The sequence below is a fragment of the Psychrobacter sp. TB20-MNA-CIBAN-0197 genome (genome assembly GCF_040309765.1).
Lineage (GTDB): Bacteria > Pseudomonadota > Gammaproteobacteria > Pseudomonadales > Moraxellaceae > Psychrobacter > Psychrobacter submarinus.
In genome coordinates this window covers 1-2296 of sequence record NZ_JBEOPC010000059.1, presented here as the reverse complement: position 1 = coordinate 2296, position 2296 = coordinate 1, and the positions used below count along the sequence as shown (strand labels likewise).

At 42.8% G+C, this 2296-nt stretch carries 3 protein-coding genes; 1 reads left to right on the top strand and 2 read right to left on the bottom strand.

What is annotated here, in order from left to right; translation table 11 throughout:
• Positions 1-153: 153 nt before the first annotated feature.
• Together AAEY83_RS12560 and AAEY83_RS12555 are read right to left on the bottom strand one after the other, a co-directional pair.
• Positions 154-714 (bottom strand): hypothetical protein, encoded by a 561-nt coding sequence (locus AAEY83_RS12560; RefSeq protein ID WP_025643896.1) that lies wholly within the window; start codon positions 712-714, stop codon positions 154-156.
• Positions 715-720: 6 nt separating this feature from the next.
• Entirely contained in the window at positions 721-1236 is a 516-nt protein-coding gene (locus tag AAEY83_RS12555; protein ID WP_025643898.1) for a hypothetical protein, read from the bottom strand.
• 287 nt (positions 1237-1523) lie between these two features.
• On the opposite strand from AAEY83_RS12555, the gene AAEY83_RS12550 reads away from it, so the two are divergent.
• The coding region (locus AAEY83_RS12550) for a MobA/MobL family protein (RefSeq protein WP_351059219.1) at positions 1524-2296 on the top strand (773 nt) is incomplete at its 3' end.

Genomic DNA, 2296 nt, shown 5'->3' with positions numbered 1-2296 from the left:
AAAGCGCTACCTAACTATAAAGTTAAGCTATTTGAGCGCAAACCCCTTCACGAGCGACTCATGAGCAAGACTCGTGACTTTATCCAGAAGTTTTATGCTGATATGTAAAAGACTATCCATGATCCTGTGCAACTGCACTTTAACCTAAACCCATCACCAGGGCATCATGGTCAATACACGTTGGCCATTTATGTAATAGCTCATCAGCATCAAAACCTTCTCAGGGGGCAGAGTCAGCTCTTTAGTTGTTCCATTGAGATGAGTTATGCAAGTGATATCATCTGTATAAACCTTAGTCTCTTTATCATAAAACCCAAAAATTCCACCAATCAGCCGAACATCACTCAAAAGCTTTGCATGTTTTTTATCCACTGCCTTACTTATGGCAAGGGTTCCTAATGGCTTATCAGCTATTAGCATCAGAGTAACGAACTGCATCACACGATCATATAATTTTGGATTTTCCATCATCTCATTGTAAAAAGCGTATGCTTGATCGCTTGTGCAGAAGTTTTCAAACAAAGTAAATGCACGAGCTACCATTTCCGCAACGCTATGATCATCTTCTGCAAATTTAATGGCTATCGTATTTCTTGCAAGTGGCAGCATCACAGATAAAGCGCCTTCACTATCTGCCACTACACCATCGACCATATACGGCTCTATATTTGCATCAAAGCTTGATAGCGCAGCTTTGTGGCTTTCAATAAACATAACCTATTACCCATGATAGTTTGGATTACTTCCACCAGTAGCATGACTATTGTCATCTAGTAGCGAATCCTGTTCTCTATAATTAGCCAGAGAGTCAGATTGCGTTTGGTTATTGCTATCAGTATTTCTGCCTTCAACGCCTGTATTTTGATCAGTAGCTTCTTTATTATTTTCTTTTACGTTGGCTAAAAATGGATCCTCTTCCTCACCCAATCCTATATCACCACCTAAACTCTCGATCATACTTTTGAATAAAAACTTATCTGATTTCCTTGTTAAAAAATCTGGAAAGTGAATGGCGAAGTAATCTCGAATCATTTGCTCAGTTTCACCTTCAGTTGCCAATACTTGACCCAAAAATGCCCCCATTAGAATCTTCTGCTTGTTTAATCGTTTATCCAGCTTCACCTGCTGAACCTTAGCTTGGCGTTTTAACTCTTCTAACCGTTGACGCTCTTTTAGCTCATTAGAGTCTTGACTATCAAAAATAGACATAGGTGCTTTATTATTAGATACTGACATCAGATTTACCCTTATCGATTAAATTTTACTCAGCATAGCAAGCACCTCACTATCATTCAATCGCTTGTGGTAAGCTTTAACACAACCGCATCAGACACCTCAGATATATTATTTTAGTATTTGATGGTGGCGTCTCCCTGACTAAGGGCGAAGTAACGACTCAAAATTTAATCTATCCACTTCGTTACTATCTTAATTTTGAATCCTTCTTCGTTGGGGAAACCCCAAACCCCGCACACCACAAAAAGCGGTGGTGTGAAAAAAGCAACAATAGCAGGTGGCTCTTTATGACGATGGTACATATTGCGACAAAGGCGATTTCTCGAAAATCAGGGCAGTCAGCTGTGGCGTCGGCGGCCTATCGTGCTGGGGATGTGCTTGATGATGCCAAATATGGCAAGACGCATGACTATAGTAAAAAGTCTGGGGTTATGAGTAGCGATATTGTTTTACCATTTTCGCTAAAGGCGCTGGGTGTGAGTGTGGATCGAGAGACGCTTTGGAATACCGCTGAAGCGGCAGAGACACGTTCGGACAGTCGGGTGGCGCGTGAGTGGCTGATTAATTTGCCGTATGAGTTAGACGAATATGATCGGCATCAGCTGGCCATCAACTTTGCCCAAAAGCTTTGCTACGATATGGAGGTGATTGCTGATGTGTGTATCCATCGTCCGGTGATGAAATTGCCTTTTGATCCTAATGTACCGCCAAGCTCTAAGTATTTGCGTGAGGGTGAGGAGAACCCTGATCCCCGTAATTTTCACGCGCATATTTTAGTCACTACTCGAGCGCCTACCATTGGACCGAATAAAACCTTGGCGTTTGATCCAAAGCTTAAGACCCCGTTTGAGTGGTCCAACAAAAAACGTAAGGCGCATGATCTGCCGTCATCGATGCAAGAGATTAAGCGTGTTCGGGAGATGTGGGTAGATACCGCCAATAAAGTGTTGGCGCAGCATCATCTGCCATTGATGGATGCGCGCAGTTATAAGGATCAGGGGCTTGATCAGCAGCCCACCATTAAAATGGGCGTTGAGGCGACGGCAATGGAGCGCCGAGG